General features: G+C 44.1%; 1 protein-coding gene. It reads right to left on the bottom strand.

What is annotated here, in order from left to right; all coding sequences use genetic code 11:
* The coding region (locus AAEY62_RS23010; protein WP_350636750.1) for an MFS transporter at positions 1-263 on the bottom strand (263 nt) is incomplete at both ends.

Raw genomic sequence — 263 nt, 5'->3', positions numbered from 1 at the left:
AATAAATGCCGATAAGGCATAAAAGCCATAAGCGCCAGCTAAACCAATACTACCTAGCATGATAGGGAAGGTCATAGTAATAGCAAAGTTAGCTATCCACTGCGCACTAGCAGCAACTGCAAGCGCGGCGCCGCGAATGCGGTTATTAAACATTTCACCAAGCAGTACCCACACAAGTGGGCCCCAGCTTAAACCAAAAAATACCACAAACAGGTTAGCCATTATTAAAGCAAAGGTACCCATATTTTCGCTAAGTGCTAACT

The sequence above is a fragment of the Pseudoalteromonas sp. GW168-MNA-CIBAN-0100 genome (assembly GCF_040309225.1).
In the GTDB taxonomy this organism is placed as follows: Bacteria; Pseudomonadota; Gammaproteobacteria; order Enterobacterales; family Alteromonadaceae; genus Pseudoalteromonas; species Pseudoalteromonas arctica.
This window is presented reverse-complemented; position numbering and strand designations above follow the sequence as displayed.